This is a genomic window from Phenylobacterium sp. LjRoot219, from assembly GCF_964252995.1.
Lineage (GTDB): Bacteria > Pseudomonadota > Alphaproteobacteria > Caulobacterales > Caulobacteraceae > Phenylobacterium.
Genome location: NZ_CAXUQI020000003.1, coordinates 135,913 through 156,533, shown reverse-complemented (window position 1 = coordinate 156,533; position 20,621 = coordinate 135,913). Strand labels below are relative to the sequence as shown.

16 protein-coding genes and 1 pseudogene are annotated in these 20,621 nt (G+C 65.4%); 10 read left to right on the top strand and 7 right to left on the bottom strand.

Annotated features, from left to right (window positions below):
• Window positions 1-68 precede the first annotated feature (68 nt).
• The 4 genes from ACSQ14_RS25565 to ACSQ14_RS25550 all read right to left on the bottom strand — a co-directional run bounded on the left by ACSQ14_RS25565 (window position 69) and on the right by ACSQ14_RS25550 (window position 4,867).
• Window positions 69-857, bottom strand: coding sequence for an SDR family NAD(P)-dependent oxidoreductase (locus ACSQ14_RS25565; protein WP_436017904.1), 789 nt, complete (start codon window positions 855-857; stop codon window positions 69-71).
• Between the two features lie 403 nt (window positions 858-1,260).
• On the bottom strand, window positions 1,261-2,103 hold the full coding sequence (locus ACSQ14_RS25560; RefSeq protein WP_436018132.1) for an IclR family transcriptional regulator: 843 nt from the start codon (window positions 2,101-2,103) through the stop codon (window positions 1,261-1,263).
• Window positions 2,104-2,415: 312 nt separating this feature from the next.
• On the bottom strand, window positions 2,416-2,925 hold the full coding sequence (locus ACSQ14_RS25555; RefSeq protein ID WP_436017902.1) for a nuclear transport factor 2 family protein: 510 nt from the start codon (window positions 2,923-2,925) through the stop codon (window positions 2,416-2,418).
• A gap of 304 nt (window positions 2,926-3,229) precedes the next feature.
• Window positions 3,230-4,867 (bottom strand): FAD-dependent monooxygenase, encoded by a 1,638-nt coding sequence (locus tag ACSQ14_RS25550; RefSeq protein ID WP_436017900.1) that lies wholly within the window; start codon window positions 4,865-4,867, stop codon window positions 3,230-3,232.
• Window positions 4,868-5,372: 505 nt separating this feature from the next.
• Here ACSQ14_RS25550 and ACSQ14_RS25545 point away from each other — a divergent pair.
• Entirely contained in the window at window positions 5,373-6,110 is a 738-nt protein-coding gene (locus tag ACSQ14_RS25545; protein WP_436017898.1) for a GntR family transcriptional regulator, read from the top strand.
• 631 nt (window positions 6,111-6,741) lie between these two features.
• Window positions 6,742-7,638 (top strand): TIGR03619 family F420-dependent LLM class oxidoreductase, encoded by an 897-nt coding sequence (locus ACSQ14_RS25540; protein ID WP_436017896.1) that lies wholly within the window; start codon window positions 6,742-6,744, stop codon window positions 7,636-7,638.
• Between the two features lie 586 nt (window positions 7,639-8,224).
• Here the strand turns inward: ACSQ14_RS25540 and ACSQ14_RS25535 are convergent.
• The gene (locus ACSQ14_RS25535; RefSeq protein WP_436018130.1) at window positions 8,225-9,079 is read right to left on the bottom strand and encodes a LysR family transcriptional regulator; all 855 of its coding nucleotides are present in this window, start codon (window positions 9,077-9,079) and stop codon (window positions 8,225-8,227) included.
• Window positions 9,080-9,176: 97 nt separating this feature from the next.
• On the opposite strand from ACSQ14_RS25535, the gene ACSQ14_RS25530 reads away from it, so the two are divergent.
• From ACSQ14_RS25530 to ACSQ14_RS25505, 6 genes are all read left to right on the top strand, one after another.
• Complete coding sequence (locus ACSQ14_RS25530) at window positions 9,177-10,187, top strand: bile acid:sodium symporter family protein (protein WP_436017894.1); 1,011 nt, start codon at window positions 9,177-9,179, stop codon at window positions 10,185-10,187.
• 375 nt (window positions 10,188-10,562) lie between these two features.
• The gene (locus tag ACSQ14_RS25525) at window positions 10,563-10,901 is read left to right on the top strand and encodes a helix-turn-helix domain-containing protein (RefSeq protein ID WP_436017892.1); all 339 of its coding nucleotides are present in this window, start codon (window positions 10,563-10,565) and stop codon (window positions 10,899-10,901) included.
• A gap of 481 nt (window positions 10,902-11,382) precedes the next feature.
• Window positions 11,383-11,994, top strand: coding sequence for a cysteine hydrolase (locus tag ACSQ14_RS25520; RefSeq protein ID WP_436017890.1), 612 nt, complete (start codon window positions 11,383-11,385; stop codon window positions 11,992-11,994).
• Window positions 11,995-12,255: 261 nt separating this feature from the next.
• Window positions 12,256-12,774 carry a DUF1993 domain-containing protein gene (locus tag ACSQ14_RS25515; protein WP_436017888.1) on the top strand — a complete coding sequence of 173 codons (519 nt, stop codon included), beginning with the start codon at window positions 12,256-12,258 and terminating at the stop codon, window positions 12,772-12,774.
• A 212-nt stretch (window positions 12,775-12,986) separates the two neighbouring features.
• Window positions 12,987-14,228, top strand: a complete 1,242-nt coding sequence (locus tag ACSQ14_RS25510) for an MFS transporter (protein WP_436017886.1) — start codon at window positions 12,987-12,989, stop codon at window positions 14,226-14,228.
• Window positions 14,229-14,558: 330 nt separating this feature from the next.
• A complete protein-coding gene (locus ACSQ14_RS25505; protein WP_436017884.1) occupies window positions 14,559-15,854 on the top strand; it encodes an ISNCY family transposase in 1,296 nt (431 codons plus the stop codon).
• Window positions 15,855-16,275: 421 nt separating this feature from the next.
• On the opposite strand, the pseudogene ACSQ14_RS25500 reads toward ACSQ14_RS25505, so the two are convergent.
• Window positions 16,276-17,318, bottom strand: a pseudogene (locus ACSQ14_RS25500) (IS110 family transposase).
• A 232-nt stretch (window positions 17,319-17,550) separates the two neighbouring features.
• Here ACSQ14_RS25500 and ACSQ14_RS25495 point away from each other — a divergent pair.
• Window positions 17,551-18,717 carry a MucR family transcriptional regulator gene (locus ACSQ14_RS25495; RefSeq protein WP_436017882.1) on the top strand — a complete coding sequence of 389 codons (1,167 nt, stop codon included), beginning with the start codon at window positions 17,551-17,553 and terminating at the stop codon, window positions 18,715-18,717.
• Window positions 18,718-19,330: 613 nt separating this feature from the next.
• Here ACSQ14_RS25495 and ACSQ14_RS25490 read toward each other — a convergent pair.
• A complete protein-coding gene (locus ACSQ14_RS25490) occupies window positions 19,331-19,534 on the bottom strand; it encodes a hypothetical protein (protein ID WP_436017880.1) in 204 nt (67 codons plus the stop codon).
• 661 nt (window positions 19,535-20,195) lie between these two features.
• Between ACSQ14_RS25490 and ACSQ14_RS25485 the strand changes: the two genes are divergently transcribed.
• A complete protein-coding gene (locus tag ACSQ14_RS25485) occupies window positions 20,196-20,570 on the top strand; it encodes a response regulator transcription factor (RefSeq protein ID WP_436017878.1) in 375 nt (124 codons plus the stop codon).
• Window positions 20,571-20,621 lie beyond the last annotated feature (51 nt).

Below are 20,621 nucleotides of genomic sequence, written 5' to 3'. Positions count from 1 at the left end.
TCACCGCAGCTGAATCCAACAACGACTTCAGCCACCGCGTCTACGACGTAGATTGAACGGAAGCGGCTCTAGGTCATGACCTGATCGAGTTCCAACCCGGCCGGGTCACCGAGAATGCGGCCGCCGTCAATCGTGAGCACGGTCCCGGTAATGTAAGCCGCATCATCGGATGCAAGATAGAGAAAGCCGAGGGCCTGCTCCATTGCCTCGGCCGGCCGGCCGAGCGGAATGCGCGCTGAGATCGCCTTGATCGCCGCGGGTGAGGCGGTCCGGCGCAAATGGGGGGAGTCAGTCAGTCCTGGCGCAACCGCGTTGACCGTAACGCCATAGCGGGCAAGCTCCAGACCCGCGCCGCGCACGAAGCCGTTGATCGCTGATTTCACAGCGGAATAATGCGTCATGCCAATGATCGCATTGCTCAGCCCCGCAATGGAGGACGTGACCAATATCCGTCCTGCCGCGCTTTGCTGGAGATACGGCAAGGCGTCCTTGGTCAGCCAGAAACAGGCTTTCACCCCGACGTCAAAGGTCCTGTCCAATTCCTCCTCGGCGAGCTTGTCGATTGTTCCAAAAGGAATATGCGCAGCATTGTGAACCACAATGTCGATGCCGCCATAAACCGCGGCCGCCTTGGCCACCATCTGGCGCACGCTGTCGCGGTCGCCCATGTCAAGGGGGACCAGCGTCGCCTGACCGCCAGCGGCCATGATCGCTTTCACCGCCTCCCGCCCTGGCTCGAGGCTGAGCGTCGCGATCACCACCTTGGCCCCCTCGCGGGCGAAGAGCTCGGCGATCGCGCGTCCGATACCGCGACCGCCGCCTGTGACGATCGCAACCCGATCTTGCAGCCTGCCCATCCACTCCATCCTCGTCGCCATGCCAAGCCGTCCACTGGCAGCCATCGATCAAATGCTGACCTCGCCCGGGCCGCGCGACGACTGGCCGTTTGGGCGCCGTTGCGGAGATCCGAGTGCGGGCGCACTTCAGCACGCCTCAGGCGGCTTGGCCTGGCCGGCGCCGCACCTCAGTCGGCTGCCACGATCGCCAGCCGCTCAGTTCTACTACTTGGTAGAATATGTTGGGCGCCGCGGGAAGCAACCGCGAAGTGGTCGTGGCGGCCGCCCCCTTTGACAGACATCTTTCATGGCTCTGGCGGTATCGCGATAGCCCTGCGGCGTACAAGGTCGACACCTGCTTGGACAGCCGCCGTCATCAGGCCCGGCTCGACGAACTCACGCCAGACGCAGCTGCAACCGTCAGCTAGCCGGCGGCTGCGCGCCAGGGATACCTCAGAAGCTCCGTTGCGCCGCAGCCGAGGCGCCTCGAGACTTCCTCGCAGCGGCTACGCAGGAGCGCGACCGGCGCGCCGGCAAGGCAGGAGTCGAAACCTTCGGTTGGCGCAAGCAGGGTCAGGCTGACCGTCATTACGCCGTCGCGGTCAAACACCGGCGCGCAGAGCGCCGTGACGCCCGGGCGCAGTTCGTTGCAGGACACTGCAATCCCGCTCGCGCGTATCGCGGCAAGTTTATGGTCGAGATCGTCCTGAATCGCTTGAGGCGTCGCGGCGGTCGCGGCGGCGATCCGCTTCATCTCTCGCGCCTGCAGCACTTTGGAGCGCTCCACCGGGTGAAAGGCCGCCCAAGCGCGACCTGTCGCAGAACTTACGACCGGCAGGACGAGGCCTTCCTGCACCCGCAGGGCGACATCGGGGCGGCCTTTCCAGCGGACCACGGTGGGCCCGGCGGACCCAAAGACGCACAGATGTCCGTCCAACTCGAGCTCCAGGACAAGGCAGCTGAGCGCCTCCACGCCCGCTTCGATCGCATCCACGCGACGCAGCGCGGCCAGGCCAAGTTCAACCGCCAACGGCCCGATGTCGTATTGGGCGGTTGCCGGATCCTGCGAAACCATGCCCGCGTCAACGAAGCTGACCAGGTATCGGTAGACGTTGCTGGGGGCCATGCCCGCATTCTGCGCGATCTCTCGCAGGTGCAGGGCTCGGCGACTTTCCATCAGGACCTTCAGGACTGCCATTCCGACGGTAGCCGACCGAACCCCCTGGGGTCGCTTGTCGCCGCCTTTCGCCGGCTGTCGCCTGTCCATCTGCATCCAACCTTCGTGCCCGTCCCAGCGCAAGGCGCGTCATATCCCATTGTCCCGGCGACAGGCGCAACTGTTTGCGCGCGAGGGCCCGACCGCCGGGAGCGCCGCTCCGGAGACAAAGAGCAGAGGCGTCCATAGACGCCCCTCGCCGGCGCCGCCGCGGATCACTACTCACGCGGGACGACGCTGCTCGCCCCCAAGTTCAAACGCGCGCCGCCCACTTCGGTGATCCTCACAAAGGCTCGGGGAGCCGACCGTCTTTTCAGGCGCCGACCAACAACGAACGGTAGCCTGACCTCCCCGAGGCGGCGATCATGAGCGCCAGGAGGTGAAGAGCTCGCGTAGCGCGTTGGGATTGAGGTCAGCTTCGAATTGCCAGGTGTTGTCGTGAGCCACGTCCCAGCCGCCCTCGATCCCCCGCATTGCGGAGATTCGCCAGCCTGCCGGCGTCCGGACGAACTCGTCAATATAGCCGACCCCGACGACGAGCACCTTGCGGCTGCCGTCGCGCTTGCGGACCGGGTTGAACGCTACGCCACGGATCTCGCCGCTGGCACGGTCACCATCCACCTGAATATCGACGGCGATCGGCAGAACATGAAAGTTCTCTATGATTGGGTGCATCTCAGACATGTAGCCTGAAATTTTCTTTCGAATCTCCGCGATCCCGTTGGCATTGGAATAGCGCGCATCGTCAGTGAAGACGGAGCAAATCAGATCAACGTCACGCTTTGCTTCACCATACCAATACCGCTCGTGGACCTTCTGACATGCCCACTGATCCGCAAATCGCCGAATTTCCGCGAATTCGTCCTGGTTCATCCGATCCTCCTAGAATCCAACAAATCGCCGCTGAAACGCACCGTCACTCAGCTCCTGGAGTGCCGGCCAGACGATGCGTTGAGATCTTTCAGCTGGACCGCCCCGCGGCTTTCGGCCGCCAGCCTTATCCGGACGGGGACCGGCGTTGGGAAATCAGCATCGCTTCCCTTGCCGAGCGCATCTCAATCAGGAGTACGCGCTTAAGCCCGGTTGGGTCGATCGACGCCTACACGGCGCCGCCGGCGGACCGATTTCACCATCCAGCTTTGAACGCCATAGCCTACGCTGCCTCCGCTTCGGGCGTTTAGGCTTGCAGCGCCGCCGCTTCGCCCCTGACGAGGTCGACCAACGCGTCAGGCTTATCGGGCAAGGCGTCGCCGCGCCAGGCGATATAGCCGTCGGGTCGAACGAGGACGTAAGTGCGCTCATACAGCTCGGCGGCGTGCGGCTCAGCGATGCGCACATGCTCGAGGGGAAGCCCGACCCGCACTGCGGCCGCAGTCAGTTCGGAAAGCCCGGGGGCGTCCGACTGGCTGAAATCCAGCAGGACGAAGCCCCGCCCGAACAGGTCCAAGGTCGACTTGTCCGTCGACAGCCAAGCATGCGGCGCCCGCGAGCCCGGGTAAGCTCTCTGGACGTAGGCTGCCACATCATCTTGCGGCGGGCGCGGCGTCTCATGAGCAATAATCGGAGAGTCCCAATAGACCGCGCCCAAATGGATGCCGAAGGAGAGCCACTCACGCTGCATGACCTTCTGCGTCAGCGCGCCCATTGCCTCACGAACCTCCGCGCCGGCCGCATCCAGGTCGAGCAAGCGAGGCTCCGCCGGCACTGAGCGCATGGCCGCCAGGTTCTCGGAAGCCTGGGCGACATTGCGGATGGCCGCCGGACGACGTTCCGCATCGTAGCTGTCGAGCAGCGAAGCGCCGCCCCACCCGCTCAAGATGGCGTCCACCTTCCAGCCGAAGTCCACCGCCTCGGCGATGCCGGTGTTCATGCCATAGCCGCCGGTCGGGGAAAGCTGGTGCGCAGAATCGCCGACGAGGAAGCACCGGCCGACCCGATATTGGTCAACAACAAACGCGCGCCTGGCCCACGGCGTCCAAGAAAAGACCTCGAACGGAACGTCCGCACCTATTCCTCGGCGCACAAACGCCTGGATTTCGGCGTCCGACCAAGCTGGCCAGGTTTCATCGCCGAGCAGTTGAAGCCGCCATATGTCGCGACCATCGATGTTGACGATCGTTCCCCAGGTTCCTTCTGCGCCGATGAGCATGTATCGATAGGCGCGTCGATCGCCTGCGCGACGCGCCAGTTCCGGACACCGAATGAAGATGTTCGTGCTGTTGCTGAGCAAACGCGGATTCTTCGGCGTAACGCCAAGCTGATTGGCGACGAAGCTGCCTGCGCCGTCACAGGCCGCGAGGTACTGCGCCCGGACGTTGACCGACGGCCCTCCGTCGGCCGCTTCCAGCCTGGCCAGGACGTGATCCCCCCGATCCTCGAATTCGGCCAGGCGATGGTGGAAAAGGATTTGATTGCCTGCATAGGACGCGGCCGCCTTCTGCATGACCGGGTCGAAGAAATTCTGCGGGCAGAGCTCGTGGTTTTGCGGGCTGAACGGCGATTGCGGCCGCTCGTTCATGGCGCCCACGGCGTCGCGCGCCAGCTCCGGCCCGAGGATGCCCGTCGTGTAGACGACGCCGAGCGGGAGATCGCGGGGAAATCCCGAATGCTCGATATCGTCGACCAATCCCCACCGGCGAGCGAACTCCATCGTCCGGATCCCGACGGCGTCCATCCTCGGATGGGTCCTGCGTGCGTCAGGACCATCCTTCTCGGCCAGCACGCACGCTACGCCTCGCCAACCGAGCTCGACCGCTAGCGCGAGGCCGACGGGGCCCCCACCGACGATCAGTACCGGGGTTTCAATGTTCGGCATAGGTGCACAAATCTCCGCCTTCTTGGGCCTGCACGGCGAGAAGGACTGAAGCGGCATAATGCATGCATCGTCAACCCTGAAACGACGACGATCGCGCGGCCCCGGCATGACGGGACAGCCCTATATTCCACCAACGTTCTGTATTTGCGTAGGTATCTCTCGCCTCCGACCAATTGACGCCCCCCGAGCGCCACGCTGGCGGGACCACAATCCCCCTCTATGCATTCATATCGCATTTGCTGGCTGGCCCGGGGACGACGAGGACGGCCACGCACCGTCGCCCGGCTCGGCCACAGATTGCCCATACCCGAGGTGGCGGCCGGCCCGGGGGCCTTGACGTCGATTGCGCGCCGGCCGCAGGGCGTCGAGTTCGCCGATCCGGCAGCCGCTGAAACCTACCGCCGCCGGCGGGGCGGCGCCAGGACCGGCGGCCTGCGAATCCGTGGACCGTGGATCGACAGCCGATGAGGTTTGGTGTTAGCGGTGACGCATCGAAGGTTGAGGCATGCCAACAGCAGTTGAAAAGGTCGTTCTCCGTCTACGCAGCATGATCTTGAACGGCGAGTTCGCACCGGGCGAAAGGATCCTTGAAAAGGCGATCGCCGAGCGGCTCGGGGTTTCACGCACGCCGGTGCGATGGGCTCTTCCGGCCCTCGAGAGCGAAGGTCTCGTGCAGGGATCGCCGAATCGCGGATTTCGGGTCCGCAGCTTCGCCATCAAGGACGTCCTTTCCGCGTACGAGGTGCGGGGGACGCTGGAGGGATTGGCCTGCCGGCTGGCCGCCGAGAACGGCGTCTCGCCAGAGGTTTGGCTGGAGCTGGACGATTGCCTCCGAGAGGGCGACGACCTCGTCCGGGTCTCCGAACTTGATGAGAGCGCCATGCGGCGGTGGAGCGAACTGAATGAACGCTTCCACCGCGCTCTGCTGACGGCCGCCAACAACGTTGCGCTTGAGCTCGCCATCGACGCCGTGACGCGAATACCCGCGACGTCCCCGGGCGCTTTGCTGTTCAGCGACACGAACCTGCGGGCCGCCTTGGCCGCAATGCGCTCGGCCCATGCCGAGCATAAGGTGATCGTGGAGGCTCTTCGCTTACGGCAAGCCCAGCGCGCAGAATATCTGATCCGCGAACACGTCTATAATTCGAGCGTGAATGTTCGAATCGAGCTTGAGCGCGAGCGCGAGCAGCAAGCCGTCGCCCGCGGGCGGCCGCACGAGGCCGTCCCGATCGAACAATCCTGAACAAATCCGTCTAGCTCCAGCGCAAGCGCGCCCCTGCGGCCGCCTCTGCACGACGACTTCGGAGCCGCCCATCGCGAGCCCCCTTCGCTTCCCTGTACCTGCAGCGGCGCGCTAAGCCCGGTCGTTCGGCCGCGCCAATCGGTGCAGGAGTCTCGACCGTAGCAGAGCATGGCCGCCTTTGCGCGCCAGCGACCCGCGCGGTCGCGCCGCAAGGACATGCCAGCCAAGGCTTCCCGTGCAAGGCTTGGGGCTCCTGCGGCGTGGAGGCCGGCATCCTTGGAAGCCCTATCTCACAGTCAAGCGGCAAGCCCTCGACCCGCAAGCCTGGCCGCATCGTCCGCAGCCGAAGCGCCCCGAACTTACAACGCAACACGGCCGCTCACATCACGGCATCGCCCCCAGGCGGCGGCAGCGCCCGGCGGTTATGCATGCATTTTTGCGCCCAACGCAACTTGAGTATCGCAAATCCCCTTGTGTCCCAAGCGCCCCTCCTTTACGACGCATGCATACACAACAACTCCTGCTGCCTTACAGGTCGGTACTCAGGACAGCGAACCTGCGCCGCTTCCTTCACCGGAGGCTTCGCGCGGCTGGCAATGCAGCAATCACCATTGTTGAGAGAGGGCACGTCATGGCGCCGCCACTTAAGGTAGGACTGAACATCGTCTGGATGAAGCCGGAGCTGCAGGTCGAGGTCGGGCAGCTGGCTGAACAACTCGGATTCTACTCGGTCTGGTCGGGCGAGCACATCGGGTTGCCGAAATATGAGGGCTGGTGGAAAAACTTCCCGTCGGTGATCGCCAAGGGCCCCGCCGGCGGGCCGGATGATGTCGCCTTCGGGCCCGACTCCGAATTCATGGATCCCTTGATCACGCTGAGCGCCGTCGCTGCGGTCACGAAGAAGGTCCGGCTCGGCGTCGGCATCTACATGCTGCCCCTGCGGGAAGCGCTGTTGGCCGCAAAGATGGTGGCTACCTTGGACGTAATCTCCGGGGGCCGGCTCGATCTGGCGGTCGGCCTCGGCTGGAGCGAGGGGGAATACGCCGCCACCAACAACGAGTGGAAGACGCGCGGCAAGAAGTTGGACGAGAGCATCCGCGCGCTTCGGGTGCTGTTCGAGGAAGAAACGCCGGAGTTCCACGGCGATTTCTTCAACTTCGGCCCGCTCGGATTCTGGCCAAAGCCGATTCAAAAACCCTTGCCGATCCTGATCGGCGGCGGCGCCGGCCCGGCGGAACGGCGAGCCGGCCATCTCGGCAACGGCTGGCAAGGAACCTCCGGCAGCAGCAAGGCGGAGAATATTGCGGCGATCAAGCAGCATCTGGCGGACGCCAATCGCGCCGGGGAGCCATTCCAGTTCAACTGCACCGTCTTGGGGCCTCTTTACAGCGAAGGCCTTGAAGCCATGGCCGCTGAGGGTGTCGAGCATGTCGTTGTCACGCCCTGGCCGAACAAGAAGGTCGGCGAGGTCGGTCGAGAGGGCTTCGCGGCGCTCGAGACCTACGCCAAGGAGATTGGGCTGGTCTGATTGACCAGCCTGGAGTCCGCACGGTCTGTGGCTGTGGGCGGATCGCCTGTTCACACGGCCCAGCGCGCGTGGACCATATCCCGCAGCGGCGACTTCGGCGCTGAAACCGGTTCGGTCGGCATATCCTAGGGGATCTGCGTCAGGCCGAGCGCCGCGGCGGTTCCGGATCGAGCATCGCCCTGGCTTGCCGCCGCTCCCGTCGGCGTCGGTCATGCTCGATCCGCAAGCCCTAGGTCAAGGACCGTCGCCGGACGGGAGGAAGAAGTCCTCGTGCGAGCCTCCTCCACACTACCCGCGCAAAGCTCGCGAGCGGGCGCCCCAAGACGTCCATGCCAGCCTGCCTCGCGGCGAACCTGGGGGGGAGCGTCACGGCCCTGCGGCGCCCCTCCATCTGGCGCAGCGCACGGCACGGCTCGCCCCCCTCCATGAGCGCGCTGCTCCGCATACGCCGATACGCCAGGCGCACCTTTTCCCAGCGATACCTCCTGCGGCAAGCGCCCGATCGGCAACCTTCGCGCGGACCGGGTCATCGTCCGATGGGTCGGAAACGCATGAATGTTTGCCCCTGAACGTCGCACGCGATTACTCAGTTTATCGTCCGCGCGCAGGCTTCCACCAAGGTCGTGATGGGCCCCCCTGTGGGAAGATGCGACCTGGAAATGATCGAGAGCTCGCGGTCGAGCATCGGGAAAGGTGTCGGAACGATCGCCAGCTCGCCGCGCCCGACCTCGCCCGCAACGGCGGCCTCGGATAGGCAGCCGAGCGCATCGCCGTTCTTGACCATGGTCTTGATGAGTTCGTTGCCGCCGAGCGTCAGAACAACCTTTGGGGCGGCTGGCCAGCCGGCGACGATTGCATCGAACGATTTCCGCGTTCCCGCCCCCTCTTCGCGCAGTATCCAGCTCGCAGCTTGCAGCTGCGCGGAGCTCGCGCCCGGGGCAAGCGGATGATCGGCCGCGGCGAACACGACCAATGGATCGCTGCGCCAGCGGCTCACATGCAGTTCCGGACGCGAGAACGGACCTTCCACGAACGCAAGGTCCACCCGGCCGCTCAGCACGGCTTCGCACATTTGCTCGGTGTTGCGCACCAGCACCTCGACCTGCAGCGCCGGGTGACGCACGCGCAAGGCCTGCAGCAAAGGCGCAAGCAGGTAGTTTCCGACCGTCACCGAGGCGCCGATTGCGAGGCGCTGCTGGCCATGCCGCGCCGCCAGGTTCCGCGCCGACAGCAGCAGCCGCTCCGCATCGCCGAGAAGGGCGGTTCCGGCTGGATTCAGGCGAAGCCGGTGGGTCCCACGCTCGAAAAGCTTCACGCCAAGGGTCGCCTCAAGATCCCTTAGCGTCACGCTGACGCTCGCTGGCGCAAGGCGCAAGGTCCGCGAGGCCGCCGCCACTCCCCCCTCGCGCGCCGTCGCCACGAACACGCGGAGCTGTCGCAAAGAAATGTCCAAGCGCGCGACCTTTCGCTAAATCCGAACGAATTAGCGCATATTATCGGGATTTCATGATGATCGACAGGGATATATCAGCAGGCGCATGACCTTGCGCATTCCCAAGCTCGACGGATTTCTGCTGGTGCTTATCAGCGTTATCGTGATCGCCTTCCTCGCCCCCAACGTCTTCGCGACGAAAGGCGTCATCCCGGCGGGATACGTCGGATCACTGGGCGTCAGCCTGATCTTCTTCCTGCACGGCGCGGCCTTGTCACCCGGCGAGCTGAAAGCCGGCCTGGCCAATGTCCGGCTGCACCTCGTGGTGCAGATGAGCACCTACCTGCTCTTTCCGCTGATCGGGCTCGCGCTCTGGGCGGGTCTGGCGCCGGTCGCTTCGCAGGAGGTCCGCCTCGGACTCTTTTTCCTGGCGGCGCTTCCCTCAACTGTGTCCTCTTCGGTGGCCATGACGGCGGCGGCTCGCGGGAACGTTGCCGCGGCGGTCTTCAACGCCACGCTTTCCGGGATCCTCGGCCTCGTTCTGACTCCGCTGCTTGTGGCGCTAGTGACCGTCGGCGCCCACGGATCCAGCTTCGCTGATCAGTTTCTTGCGATCGCTCGGTCCCTGTTGCTCCCCTTCATCGCCGGTCAGGTGTTGCAGCCTTGGCTCGGGCGGACGATGCGGCGTCACAAGCGGGCCATCACGCGCTTCGATCAGGGCGTGATTGCGCTGATTGTCTTGGGCAGCTTCGCGGATTCCGCCGCAGAAGGCATCTGGCGCAATTACTCGTGGCTGCTGCTGCTCCAGATCGCCGGCCTGACCGCGGGCCTGCTCGCCGTAGCGCTCACCGTCACCACTCTCGTTTGCCGAAAGCTGCGCTTTTCGCGGGAAGACGAGGCGGCGGCGGTGTTCTGCGGCTCAAAGAAGAGCCTGGCGAACGGTGCGCCAATGGCTGCGATCATCTTCGGGACCAACGCCACGCTCGGCGTGGTGATGCTGCCCCTGCTGATATACCACCAGCTGCAACTGATCGTTTGCTCCTTCATCGCCAGCCGCTATGCGGAAAAGGCGGCCTCTCAAAACTATGTTCTGCAGCGCCAGGGCGCACCGTCGTAGCCGCATGGGGTTGAGTTTTCGCGTCAACCGCACCCAACACGCGACGCTCTGCTCTGGTCGGGACCCGGTCATACCCCTGCGAGCAATGCCCGGGCCCAGGCGCCGTAGACAAACACCGCGCCCTGACCTCCACGGCGCTCGAGCAATCGCGGCTGCGGCCCTGCGGATCACGTGCTCGGAAAGGCTCCCTATGCTCACTCGCGCCCTCGCAGGGGAGCAAACGCCGACCCGCATCTTGATGCCGGTGGCCAAGCGAGCCGAGGTCTTCTGGCGCCATGACAGGTCAGAAGCGCAAATAGAGCGCTCATAACCTCAAGCTTAGAGGCTTTGATAAGTGTCGTTTGTTCCTATTGCGATCATGGAGCGCCAGCTCTGATGTATGCGCGTCGCCCCAATCCCGTCTTTACCGATGAATACAAGATTATTCGAGATGCACTTATTGCAGCCCGCCGAGCCTCCGGGATGAGCCAAGCGCAGGTTGCAGCCAGGCTGGGCAAAGCAAAATCACACGTCGCCTTGATAGAACGCGGCCAACGCAGAGTTGATTCGCTGGAATTGCTTCATTTGCTTGAAATTTTCTATCTTGATGCTGGGCCTTTTTTCTCTGAGCTCGCCGCGAGCTTGTCTAAATTGAACAAGAACAGTGATCCGGCAGTTCGGCGCAGCGCCGCTTCGCGCGCGCCCCCTTTGTCCGCCGTGGCTGGACGCCAATAGCCATTTACCAGGCTGGCCGAGCGCGCACACCGGCGCCTTGCTCGGCAGATCAGGGATTGAACAGTCAAAACATATGGGAGCGAATTAGACTCGCCTCGCGGCGGGTTGGCTCATGGCGGGAGACGCCGCGCGGGTAGACAGCAATTGCACCAATCCGGCAGTGCCGCATCAAAGTGCGTCGCACGATTTCGGCGCATAAACTGGGATCGGATCGGTCCGCCGCCAGGTTTGCAGGCGAGAGCGTCGTCTCGATCGGGCCAGGCGGCTTGGGCTCGCCGCGGCGGGCGGCGCGTCCGGCGCAGCAGTTGACACAAAGTCCCCATGGCCGAGGCGAACTGGCTGAGGTGCGCCGCGCCATGAGCCCACGGCCATAGGCGTGACGATGTAGGGCCCGCCACAACGACATCGCCGACCTAGTTTAATATGTTTTTACATGCTATGGAGCGCCTCTCGTAAAGCCGCCAATAGGGAGAACGTCGGCATGGTGAAGGGGCTGGACCGTGGTCAGAGGGCCGCGCTGCTGATTTCGGAAATGCAGAACGGGATCGCCAACTCGGCTTTTGTGAGCTCGCCGCTCAGCGGTCAGGTGGCCGAGCGCCGCCTTCCGGAAAAGGTGAACGCCCTGGCGGCGAGATTCCGCGCCGGCGGCCTGCCGGTCGTCCATTGCACCATCGCGGCGCGTCCCGGGTTCGTTGGCTGGCCGGTCAACTGCGTGCTAGCGGCGCGGATCTACAAGCGGGGCGAGCTGGTCGCCGGCTCGCGGTTCGCCGCCATTCACGACGACATCAAGATCGCCCCCAACGACATCATCAGCGAGCGCCACCACGGCATGGCCGCGTTCACCGGGACAGACCTGTCGACCATTCTGCGCGCCCAGGGCGTGGACACCGTGGTCTTCTCCGGGGTCTCCACCAACGTCGCCCTGATGGGCGGCTCGGTCGAAGCGGTCGGGCTGGGCTTCAACGCGGTGATCGCCGAAGACTGCGCCGCCGGCGCCCAGGTCGAGACCCATCAGATGCAAATCACCATGCACCTTCCGATGGTGGCGACCGTCTCGAGCGCGGAGGCGATCTGCGCGGCCTTGAGCATCTGACGGAACCCGCCCGTGGGAGGGCGGGAGGAAAGCGTGGGAATTTGATTGGAGCCGCCTGCGCCGCCGCCCCGGCGCAGCGCCCCGCCAAAAACCCCCGCCTTCGCCGCAGCCGGCCCGCAGGGCGACGACGAACGACGTTTTGTCCCCCGCCCAGGTTCTGGGGACGAGTTTCCAGACTTCGCCGCGCGCTCGCAATGCGGGCAGCTATTTCCGCATGCGCATCCGAGCGCCAACGACCCGCCATAAGAAGGGAATGCATCGATGATCTCGCTTTACGACGCCGTCATACCCACTTTCGCCCAGATACTGCGCTCGACCCATGGCCTCGTCGAACGGGCGGGTGCCTTCGCACGGGATCGCGGCATGACCGAGACGGACATTCTCGCCGCCCGTCTCACAGACGATATGCGCCCGCTCGCGTTTCAGTTCCAAGCGGCGATCGCGCATTCGTCGGGCGCCATCAACAGCGCCAGGAGTGGGCAAGCGGGGCCGGATCGCTCCAATTTCCCGACGAGCCTTGCCGGCGTGGCCGAAAAGCTTTCCGGCGCGATCGCGGCGATCGACGGCGTTTCCCGAGAAGAGGTCGATGCTCTGCAGGGGCGGCCGGTCGCCTACATGTTGAGTGAGCGGACGATGAATTTCGTGGCCGAAGATTATCTGCTCTCGTTCGCCCAGCCGAACTTCTTCTTCCACGCGACGACCGCTTACGCGATTCTGCGCCATCTCGGCGCGCCGATCGGCAAGCGCGACTATCTCGGCCAAACCCGCATGTCCGGCTGAACGGCTGGCCGTCAGGCGCCGAGCTTGCGCTTTCGGCGGCCACCGTCGTGGCTTGGGCCCGGCCGCGCTTCGCCGCCCTCGAGGCGACGCTCCACGCCAGACATCGTCCGCTCGATCCCGACTTCGGGTCGAGCCGCGATGGCGAAGCTGAACGGCGTCGAGCACCAAACTCTCGTCCGCGCCGCAGCGCTTATAAGGCGCTTGGTGGCAGCGTGACGATCGCGAACGGAAGTCGCGGCATGGCAAAGGGCACTTTCCGCTCGCTGCGGATCTTCAATTACCGGGTCTGGGCGGGCGGCGCGCTCGTCTCTAACATCGGCACGGGGATGCAACGCACCGCCCAGGACTGGCTGGTGCTGACCGAACTGACCCGCCACAGCGCCACCGCCGTCGGTGTGGTGATGGGGCTGCAGTACGGACCGCAGCTCCTGTTGCTGCCGTGGGCGGGTTACGCCGCCGACCACTTCGACCGCCGCAAGCTCCTGGTCGCCACCCAGGCGGCGATGAGTCTCATTGCGCTGGCGCTGGGCTTGCTCACTGTCACCGGCATGGTGCAGCTCTGGCACCTCTATGTGCTGGCCTTCCTGTCCGGCTGCGCCAGCGCGATCGACAGCCCGACCCGCCAGACCTTCGTCTCCGACCTGGTCGAGGACGCGGACTTGCCAAACGCAGTGGCCTTGAACGCCACCTCCATGACGCTTGGGACAATGGTGGGCCCCGCCGTTGCGGGCGTGATGATCGGCGCGGTCGGCACAGGATGGGCCTTTCTAATCAACGCCGCCTCCTTCGCCGCCGTAATCGCGTCCCTCGGACTGATGCGCGCAGATGAGCTGCGCGTCCATCCGCGCGTCGGGCGGGTCGGCGGCGGCCTACTGGAGGGGTTCGTGTATGTCGGCGCGCGGCCCGACCTTCAGGCGATCCTCTGGATGCTGTTCCTAATCGGCCTCTTGGGTCTGAACTTCCCGATCTTCATCTCCACCATGTCGGTGAGGATCTTCCACGGCGGGGCGGACCAGTACGGCGCGCTGAGCTCCGCGATGGCAGCCGGCACCTTGGGCGGAGCTCTGCTGGCCGCCGGGCACCACGACCCGAAGTTCCGCCTGCTGTTCGTCGGAGCGGCGGCCTTTGGTCTTGCCTTCCTCGCCGCCGCGCTTGCGCCCAACGTCTGGATGTTCGGCGCGGCGCTTATGGCGAGCGGCGTGGCGACGCTGACCTTCACCAGCGCCACCAGCAGCCTGATGCAGCTCTCCACCGAGCCGGCGATGCGCGGCCGAGTGCTGGCGCTCCGCATGGCCGTGAGCGTGGGCGTCACCCCGGTTGGAGCACCGGTGGTGGGCTGGATCGCCGACCAGTTCGGCCCGCGCTGGGCGCTGACCGCGGGCGCTGCGTCAGGCTTCGCCGCAGCGCTCGTGGCGCTGATCTACATGCGGCGCCGGGACGGCCGCGCCTCCTAGCTTTGATAGTCCGAGGACGCAAAATTGGCGGTGGGCGTGGCGCAGAGACGACTGGCAAACAGGAGCTCAATCCAGGTGTGCATCACGGCTGCCTCGTCGCGAGTTCGGCAGCGGCGCTCGGTTCGCTGAGCGTAGCCGATTGCCTGCCGCAGGTTTCACAGAGGCCAGATTTCTTGAACGACAGCGCCGTTCGATGATCGCTCGCTGCACGGCTAGTTTCGCATAAAGTTCCTTGTCCGGCGCAGACATGTAGCCGCAAAGTGCAAATGTCAGTGCCGTGCAAATTAGAGACGTCAGCCTCCCTCCAAGCTTGGCTGGGAGACGGCGTCGATGGCGGTGCGGATCATGAGCGATACGGAGCTGTCGAAGTTCGAGGTCCTGCGCGACGTGGACGCCGAGCGATTGCCGGTGCGGGCCGCGGCCGGCGTGCTGGGCCTCAGCGAGCGCCAGGTCTGGCGGCTGCTGAAGGCCTACCGACTGCGCGGCGCTGACGGGATCATCTCGAAGAAGCGCGGCCGGCCGAGCAACCGCAAGACACCAGCCGATGTGCGCCAGGCGGCGATCGACATCATCAAGGCGCGCTACCCGGATTTCGGCCCGACGTTGGCGGCCGAGAAGCTGTTGGAGCTGCACGACATCACCGTCTCGCGCGAGACGCTGCGCGCCTGGATGATCGCCGAAGGCTTGTGGGATGCGCGTACGCGGCGGCGGCGCAAGATCTACCAGCCGCGCTATCGTCGCGACTGCGTCGGCGAGCTGGTGCAGATCGACGGCTCGGAGCATCGCTGGTTCGAGGATCGCGGGCCGAAGTGCACGCTGCTGGTGTTCATCGACGACGCCACCAGCCGGCTGATGCACCTGCAGTTCGTCGAGAGCGAGTCGACCTTCGCCTACTTCGCCGCGACCCGCGCCTACCTCGAGGCGCACGGCAAGCCGGTGGCCTTCTACAGCGACAAGCACTCGGTGTTCCGGATCAACAAGCCCGCAGCGCTCGGCGACGGCATGACCCAGTTCGGCCGCGCGCTCAGCAAGATGAATATTGAGATCATCTGCGCGAATTCCAGTCAGGCCAAGGGCCGGGTCGAGCGGGCCAACAAGACGCTGCAGGACCGACTGGTGAAGGAGCTGCGGCTGGCGGAGATCGGCACGATCGCCGCGGGCAACGCCTTCCTCCCCGGCTTCGTCGCCGACTACAACGCCCGCTTCGGCAAGGTCCCGGCCAACCCGAAGGACCTGCACCGGCCGATATCGCCGCGCGACCAGCTCGGCGACGAGTTCACCTGGCAGGTCGAGCGCACCCTCTCCCAGTCGCTGACCCTGCAGTACGACAAGGTGCTGTTCATCCTCGAGCCGTCGGAGACGGCGCAGGCGGCGATCGGCAAGCGGGTCACCGTTGTTGACTATCCCGACGGGCGGATCGCCATCCGCTCCCGGGGCGAGGAGCTCGCCTACCGGACGTTCGACAAGATCCGGAAGGTCAACCAGGCGGCGATCGTCGACAACAAGCGGCTCGGCTCGCTGTTGGAGATGATCAAGGCCTATCAGGACAGCCAGCCCCCGGCGAAGCGCAGCTCCGACGCCCCACGGCGCCGCGACCAGTCGGGTCACAAGTTCAGCATCGGCTGATGCTCTACGTGCCTCGCACGCCTGCCGGCGTGCTCGGAAAACCCGCCGTCATTGATGTCGTGCGCCGGCCGGGCGGTCGGTCGCTGCGCGGGCTGAGGGCTGCGCGCCCGCCCTTCGGCCGACACCAAACGCCCGTGCCCTGACATCTCTACTTTGCGGAAACCGCGACATCTCTTCTGTAACGGGACCTCGAAGGTCAATCCCTCGTAGCTTCATCCACCCGCCGGCGTCGCTCTTCTGTCCGCAGTCGGTCGGAGCCGCTGCTTGATGGAGTCGGATGAGACGGGCCGGTCATTCTAAAGTGGCGCAGCGGCGGAGCCCTGCTGAAATGTCGTCGACCTAACCTGCCTTGCGTCCCGGCGAGGGACTCGGCGACGGGGGCTGATGGTTCGAGACCCCCGAAGAGCGTGCGTCTCCCTGGCTAGATCGCGGCCGCCGCCGAGGGCGCGGTCCTAGTGGCGACAAAGTCGGATTGATCGCGCAGCATCCGATGCAGCACGACCGCAAGTTTGCGGGCGAGCGCGACCTTCGCCTTGCGCGGCCCCGCGCGCTTCGCGACGCCGAGCGCCCAGGTCTTCAGGTCCGAACCCCTGACCGGATGCGTCAGGATCACGTTCGCCGCTTCGTAGAGCGCGCTCCTCACGCCGGCGTCGCCGATCTTGGAGATCCGGCCGGTGCGGTCGGTCTCGCCCGACTGGTACTTCTTCGGCGTCAGCCCGAAGTGAGCGCCGACCGAACGCGACGATCGAAAGCGCTCCGCCTGGTCGACCGCCGAGACGAAGGTCAGCGCCACCAGGGCTCCCACGCCAGGCGTCGTCATCAACCGTCGGGCACGTTCGTCGTCGCGGGCCATGGCGCGCACTTGGCGGTCTATCGCGCGGAATTCCTCGGCGATGACCGCGCGGGCCTTGAGCAACCCCCGAGCAATGAACTCCAGCGCCGGCTGGCCTTCGACGAGCGTGCGGATGCGGCCTTCGAACGTCCGCGGGGTTGTCGCGCCGACCTTCAGCCCGAAGCCACGCAAGATGCCGCGGATGCTCATCTCCAGGTCATGGAGCTTCCCCTGCAGCAGCTTGCGGGCGGTGAGCACGGCGCGCACCTCCTGCGCCGGCAGCGACTTGCACCAGACCGGCCGGAACCAACCGAGCCGCATCAACTGGGCGATGCCGCGCGCGTCCTTCTTGTCGGTCTTCACCGGCATGGTCTTGAAGGCGGCCCGCACGTGCCGCGTCTCCAGCAGCTCGACCGGCAAGCCCGCCTTCGACATTGCCGCGTACAGCCACTGCGACAGGGGGCCGGCCTCGAGGCCGATGCGTTCGATGGGCACGTCCTGCTTCGCGAAGAAGGCGACCAGCGCCTCCGGCTCGCTCACACGTTCCCTTCGTGGACAATCCCGCCTTCCGCATCCACGACGCAGACGCTTGAACTCTCCAGCGAGACGTCGATCCCGGCATAGTGCTTCATGGTCGTCTCTCAGATGAGCGGCGGCCGGCCGGCGCCGGCGCCGCGGTTGATGACACCATCACACTGAGGGACGACCGCTCGGCCGCAAAAGACCGGGGCGCGGGGCCGGCCCGTTACCCCATCTAACCGGCGTAGACATTGGTCACCCGACACCGTCCGCGCGGAATGCCTCCGGCAGCGGTTGAGCACGCAAGAGGACGGCCAGACCTGAGCTTCTTCGCCGCGGCGTCATGTGGGCATCATCCTTCTCCATCTTTTGCCCGCGGCCACTTCGAGGCGATTTCTTGAGGCAAGCGCGTGGCGCGTTGACTCTTGGCTTTCATTACTGTTCGTGGCGACCGCAAAGACCGGAGCATTCGCATTGTCAGGTGAGTTCAAAGCCCTCGTCGCCGAGGTCGCTGCCGCGTATTTCGCAAAGAACCATGTGACGCCGTCGGAAATCCCCACCGTGATCAGCCGGATTGCGACGAGCCTGGGCTCTGTCGGGGTGGCGACGACGCGCCCCGCCGAACCGGAAGCCGACGCGCCGAAGCTCACGTCGGCTCAGATCCGCAAATCAATCACGCGCGACGCGCTCATCAGCTTCGAGGACAATAAACCCTACAAGACGCTGCGGCGGCATCTCGCTGCGAAAGGCCTCACGCCGCAGCAATACCGCGAAAAGTGGGGGCTGCCGAAAGACTACCCCATGGCGGCGCCCAGCTACAGCGAGGTTCGGGCGGAGATGGCTCGGTCGATCGGCCTGGGGAGCCGCGTTTCAGCCCCGACGAAGGCGCCGACCGCTCGCGAAGCGAACGCGGCTCGCCCCCTCGAGGCGGCGCCCCTGTCTGCCGCCCCAACCGCGGCCTACGCCCAGGCGTCGGTCAGCCCCATCCAACGCGAGGCCGGCACGATGGCCGTGCGCTCCAGCTTGGAGGCCGCAGGACAGCCGCCCGCATCGCCGACAACCTCGGTCGAAGCGCTGACCAGCGCTCAGATCCAGCGATCGATGACGCCTGAGGCTCTCATCAGCTTTGAGGACGGCAAGCCCTATAAGCAACTAAAGCGGCATCTCACTGCCCGGGGGATGACGCCGGACGACTACCGCGCCAAATGGGGCCTGCCTTCGGACTATCCGATGGTGTCCGCCAATTTGTCGGCCGCGCGCTCGGCCGCCGCAATCGGCACTGGATTTGGCAAGAAGGCCGCACCCAGCGGCGCTCCGACGAACGCGGCAACGCCGACGGCCGCAGCGTCGTCCATTGAGCAGTTGCTCGAGCCCCCTCTACCGGCGGCGACCGAAGTCCGGGAGGCCGAGCCACCGGCGCAGTTCGGCGAACCCGCGGCGGCGACGCAGCCGGCTCGGGCTAGAATACCGGGTCGCCTCAGCCTTTTCCGTCGACGTCCCGAGAGCGCATAACCAGGGCGTTCGCAATCTGTGTGCTCCGCGTCAGATGACGAGGACATGAGCGTCGCAAAGCTGCATCGCTTCCAAGGTTTTCAGTAACGTGGGGAAAGCGCCCAGCGTGCCGAGGCACGCTGGGCTTACGCAACGAGGGGCTTGTCAGGGGGCGTTAACATCGTTGCGGCAAGCAGGAGCGGCTCGCGCGGGGCTTACAGCGCAACTAGCCTGGGGCAGCAAGCGACCCGCAGTTGTGCTCTCTACCGCAATGCCGCAAACGGCGAACTTCGCGGACGCTGCGTCCAGCCGGAGCCGCGGCGGCCAACTCTACTCTTCAAGCGCTGCGTAGCTGATCGATGAGCCTCTGGCACCGGGGTCGGATCTCGGCGAGCGGCGGAAGGCCGTGCAGCCAGGCTCCGAAGGCCGCTATCTCCTGATGCTGCCGGGGCGACCAATCCTCCGCCCGGGCCAAGGCAGAATAAACGGACCGCGCTTGGCGCCGGGGATCGGGCGCACTGTCGAGCGTGCGCAGCAACCTCTTGGCGTCAGCCAATCCCTCAGGCGCGGTCGTCAACTCATCCCTCCAGAGCGGGACACCGCCTGCCTCGTCGGCATCGGCTCCGCCGTCTGGCTAATGCAAGACCACCTTCGTGTCGTCCTCGAGTTCTTGCCGGGGCCAGATTTGCACCCGGCGCTTGCCGCACCACAGCTCCTGCGGAACGGCGTCGCTTAAGTCCAACACGGCTCCTTCAGCTTCAGCATCGTCCGGCGCATCAAACTCGAAGCGCCTGAGGCGGCGATGACCAGCTTCGTGGAAGAGCAGTCGGTACTGCATCGCAGGCCTCCCTCCCCTTACGGAAAGCAGGCGCTTTCGTTATGCGGCTGTCAATACAAACGCCACGGCGTCCTGGAGCGATGAACGCGCCCACTGGCGCGGAAGATCAACTGGCCCTCCGAACGGAAGGGGGGGAGGCCCAGCTGGCGCGCCTTCGACGGCGGCGTCGGCCATTGCGCGCCAGCAGCGGCCTCTGAGCGCGTCCCGGCTTCGGAACTCGGGGCGCCTTTCCAGGAAGCGGAACATCAGGCCCTTCGCAGCTCAGGAAAGCCGAATTTAACCATGAGATGAGAGCCTCGTTCTTGAAGACCGATGCTTACCGTTTGCCGCATATTGCCCCTCAGGGGCCGACGCCTTCAGGCGCTGGCGACTGCGCTTGAAGATCAGCTCGGCGCAGAGCGCGCTGTGCGCGCCATCCGACAACAGATCACGACCGCGGATCGCCGAGGACGCGAGCGGCTCTATTCGCTCCACGACGAGATCGCCCGCCGACATGGTTGGTGGCTGAGGGACGCAAGCCAATAGCGGCCTGGAAACGGCTCTGCGGGCCCCGTCCGCAGCAACTTTCGCATAACCACATCCCTTCAGCACATCGACAGAAGACGACGGCAGGCTGCTCGCAATGAACCCCATGCAGCCATCATCGTCCCGCGGCGTCCTGTTGATCGAAGACGACGACGCCCTTCGGAAGATCCTCGCCCATGCGCTTCGCCTGGCGGGCTTTCTGGTGCGGACCGCTCGCGATGAACGGACTGCGCTTGCGGAATTCGCCAAGCAGGCGCCGGCCGCCGTCGTGACGGACCTAGTGCTCCCCGGCGGCGAAGGCATGCGCGCCGTGCAGACCATGCGGCGGGCCAGACCGAAACTTCCGATCGTTGTGATGTCGGGCGGCGGGATGTTCGCCTCGGACCAGCTGCTCACAGTCGCCAAGGGCTGCGGCGCCGACGCGGCGTTGTCGAAGCCATTTCGCGCCGCGGATCTCGTCGCTTGTCTCAGCGAGCTGATTGCGCCGCCCCGCCCCGAGCTCGCGGCCTAGCACGCCACTCCTAAGCGCTCAGCACAGCTGCAGGATCAACCAACGCTAGGG